Origin of the sequence: Saccharomonospora saliphila YIM 90502 (assembly GCF_000383795.1) — a bacterium.
Taxonomy (GTDB): Bacteria; Actinomycetota; Actinomycetes; order Mycobacteriales; family Pseudonocardiaceae; genus Saccharomonospora; species Saccharomonospora saliphila.
In genome coordinates, this window is record NZ_KB912646.1 from 1 (window position 1) to 3,960 (window position 3,960).

General features: G+C 71.6%; 3 protein-coding genes. All 3 read left to right on the top strand.

What is annotated here, in order from left to right; genetic code table 11:
- Positions 1 to 374 precede the first annotated feature (374 nt).
- Positions 375 to 2,165, top strand: coding sequence for a 2-isopropylmalate synthase (leuA, locus tag SACSA_RS0108045; protein WP_028661668.1), 1,791 nt, complete (start codon positions 375 to 377; stop codon positions 2,163 to 2,165).
- Between the two features lie 179 nt (positions 2,166 to 2,344).
- Positions 2,345 to 2,893 (top strand): DedA family protein, encoded by a 549-nt coding sequence (locus tag SACSA_RS0108050; RefSeq protein ID WP_019814907.1) that lies wholly within the window; start codon positions 2,345 to 2,347, stop codon positions 2,891 to 2,893.
- Between the two features lie 26 nt (positions 2,894 to 2,919).
- Positions 2,920 to 3,960: helix-turn-helix transcriptional regulator (locus tag SACSA_RS22050; RefSeq protein WP_019814909.1), on the top strand; the 1,041-nt coding region annotated here is incomplete at its 3' end.

Consider the following 3,960-nt stretch of genomic DNA (forward strand, 5'->3'; position numbering starts at 1 on the left):
GCCGCGGCCCGGCGCCCCGACGCGGCGGGCATCGCGCGCGTGGGCTCCGTCCCGTCGGTGTCGTCGGCGTGGTGTTCACCCATACGCGAGATTCTCGCACGCGTTCCGGCCTGCTGCTACGCGCGAGTAGCCCGCCGGTCGCGGCACCGGGTCACGGTTCGGCATCGGCCCCGCCCTTCCGCGCGGCGGGGCCGTCCCGTTAGGGTGGCGTTCGTGGCGCGCGAGCTCCTCCTGCTTCGCTGCCGCGACGGGGCCTGATCGGACCGGCTCCCCGTCGCGGGGATTTCTGGTGTTCACCACACGCCGCAGCGCCGGTCGTCGACCGAGATGCGTCGAAGACGACCCGACCCACTGAGCAGGAGTTTCGAGCGACGATGAGCAATTCCGAATCCGGAACGAGTTCCGCAGGCCGCATCCGTACCCCGTCCCGCCCCGCGCCCGAGGGCCAGCCGGCGTGGAACATGCAGAAGGGCAGCTCGATGCCCTACCACCGCTACGAGCCGTGGTACCGGCTGGTGGAGGACATCCGGCTGCCCGACCGCACCTGGCCCGACCGGCACATCGAGCGGGCGCCGCTGTGGTGCGCGGTGGATCTGCGCGACGGCAACCAGGCACTGATCGATCCGATGTCCCCGGCCCGCAAGCGCGCGTTCTTCGACCTGCTCGTGCGTATGGGTTACAAGGAGATCGAGGTCGGTTTCCCCGCCGCGAGCCAGACCGACTACGACTTCGTGCGCGAGATCATCACCGAGGACGCCATCCCGCCGGACGTGCACATCCAGGTGCTCACGCAGTGCCGACCCGAGCTGATCGAGCGCACCTTCGCGGCGCTGGAGGGCGCACCGCGCGCCATCGTGCACATCTACAACTCCACCTCGATCCTGCAACGGCGCGTGGTGTTCCGCGAGGAGCGCGAGGGCATCAAGAAGATCGCCACGCAGGGCGCCGAGCTGGCGCTGGAGTACGCGGCCAAGTACTCCGACACCGAGTTCCGGTTCCAGTACTCGCCCGAGTCCTACACCGGCACCGAGCTGTCGTACGCGGCGGAGGTGTGCAACGCCGTCACCGACATCTGGCAGCCGACGCCGTCGCGGCCCGCCATCCTCAACCTGCCCGCCACGGTCGAGATGGCCACACCCAACGTCTACGCGGACTCGATCGAGTGGATGCACCGCAACCTGGACCGCCGCGACAGCGTGATCCTCTCGCTGCACCCGCACAACGACCGGGGCACCGGCATCGCCGCCGCCGAGCTGGGCTACCAGGCGGGAGCCGACCGGATCGAGGGGTGCCTGTTCGGCAACGGCGAGCGCACCGGCAACGTGGACCTGGTGGCGCTGGGGATGAACCTGTTCAGCCAGGGCATCGACCCGCAGATCGACTTCTCCGACCTCGACGCGATCAAGCGCACGGTCGAGTACTGCAACCAGCTCCCGGTGCACGAGCGCAGCCCCTGGGCCGGTGACCTGGTGTTCACCGCGTTCTCCGGCAGCCACCAGGACGCGATCAACAAGGGCTTCGACGCGCTGCGCGCGGCCGCCGAGAAGCAGGACGTGCCGCTGGAGCGGTTCCCGTGGGAGGTGCCGTATCTGCCGATCGACCCGAAGGACGTCGGCCGCACCTACGAGGCCGTGATCCGGGTCAACTCGCAGTCCGGCAAGGGCGGCATCGCCTACGTCATGCGCACCGAGCACCAGCTGGACCTGCCGCGCAGGCTCCAGATCGAGTTCTCGCAGACCATCCAGAAGCACACCGACACCGCGGGCGGCGAGGTCGACCCGGCCGCGATGTGGGAGGCGTTCGACGCGGAGTACCTGCGTCCGCGGACGCCGCTGGAGCTGCTCTCCCAGCACGTGCGGGCCGACTCCGACGGCCGGTACCAGCTCAACGCGATGATCCGCCTGGACGGCGACGAGCAGGAGGTCGTCGGCAGCGGCAACGGCCCGATCGCGGCGTTCTTCGACGCCCTGGCCACTGTCGGCTACGACCTGCGGCTGCTGGACTACAGCGAGCACACGCTGAGCCCGGGTGACGACGCCATGGCGGCCTCGTACATCGAGTGCGCCATCGATGACGCCGTGTACTGGGGCGTGGGCATCGACCCGTCGATCGTGACGGCGTCCCTGCGCGCCGTCGTCTCGGCGGTCAACCGCGCCCACCGCTGAGCGCGCCGTTGGATTGCCGTCAAGGCCCCCTTGGCTGCGTTGAACGCAGTGAAGGAGGCCTTGACGGCATGTCAACGCAACGCGGGAGACTTTCGTGGCGCCTCACGATGTGGCAACGGTGTGGTCACTCCGGGCGCGGCACTGAAGGTCTCTCAGGGCCGGACGCGTTGAGTGGGGGCGTGGAGGTCTCGACGGTTTCGCTGGTGATCCTCTTCGTCGTCGCGGCGGTGCCGCTGGCTCCGACGGAGGTGTCCCTGATCGGTATGGGGGTCGCGGCGGCACAGCGCGACCTGCCGCTCGCGCCGGTGATCCTCGTCGCCGCCGCCGGGTGCCTGCTGTCGGACCTGGTCCTCTACGGCGTCGGACGGCACGGCGTCTCGCGGCTGCTCGACCGGCTCCGCGGGCGGCCCGCCGTCGACGCGGGCGCGCACTGGCTCAGCGGCCAGCTCGAACGGCGCGGGGTCACGGCACTGGTGATCGCCCGCTGGCTGCCCGCTGGCGGCACCGCGGGATCGCTGCTCGCCGGGTCGCTGCGCTGGTCGCCACCGATGTTCGTGGCGGCGTCGGGAATCGGTGTCGTGCTGTGGTCGTCGTACGCCAGCGGCCTCGGCTACGTCGGCGGCTCGCTGATGCGTGAGCCGCACACGAGCCTGCTCGTCTCGCTCGCCGTCGCCCTGGCGCTGGGCGCCGTCACCGCCGCCGTGATGCGGCGGCGGCACGAGGCGTGACACGCGCCACCGGGGAGAATCGCGGAATGCGCGCGGAACGACTGGTGGCGTTGTTGTTCACGCTCCAGAACAGGCGGGGCGGCACCGTCGCCGAACTCGCCGAGGAACTCGGCGTCTCGCCACGGACGATGCACCGGGACCTGGCGACGCTGCGGGCGGCGGGGGTTCCGCTGTGGACCGAGACCGGGCGGCACGGCGGCGTGCGGCTCGTCGACGGGTGGCGCACCCGCCTCGACGGCTTGACCTCCCGGGAGGCCGTGGCGATCTTCGCGATGGGCGTGCCGAGGGCACTGGCCGAACTCGGCCTCGGCACGGCGGTGTCCGCCGCGCACGCCAAGGTCACCGCCACCCTGCCGACGCCCCTGCGGGAACAGGCACAGCACCTGGCCCAGCGCTTCCATCTCGACGCGCCGGGCTGGTTCCGCCGCGAGGACGCGGCCGAGCACCTCGCCGATCTCGCGGGCGCGGTGTGGGAGCAACGGCGCACCCGCCTCCACTACGCCCGGAGGGACGGCACCGTCGAACGCATCGTGGACCCGCTCGGGCTGGTCCTCAAGGCGGGTGTGTGGTACCTCGTCGCCCGGGTGCCCGGTGGGTCGGCGGAGGTGCGCACCTACCGCGTCGGCCGGGTCCGCGCCGTCAGCCGGCTCGACGAGCTCTTCGACCGGCCCGCCGAGTTCGACCTCGCGAGCTGGTGGCAGCGCTCGTCCGCGGAGTTCGAGCGGTCGCTGCGGCGCGTGCCCGTCCGGATGCGGTTGAGTCCGGTGGGGATGCGCGCGCTGCCGGGCGTGGTCGACGCCGACCTCGCCACCGAGGCGCTGCGCGAGGCCCCCGGGCCCGCGGCCGATGGCTGGACCGAGGTCGTCGCCCACTTCGAGGACCCGGAGATCGCGGCAGGGCAACTGCTCGCCCTCGGGGCCGAGGTGGAGATCGTCGCGCCGTCCGCCGCGCGGGCGGCGTTCGCCGATCGGGCCGCCACCGACCGTTCCGACGCGAGCTGGTCGGCGATCGCGTGGCTGATGTGCCGCAACCGCAGCACCGGGCTGCTGTTCGACGTGCTCAACACC

Excerpts from the sequence above, each read along its gene's own strand:
- leuA (WP_028661668.1), top strand. The coding sequence starts at position 375 with ATGAGCAATTCCGAATCCGGAACGAGTTCCGCAGGCCGCATCCGTACC.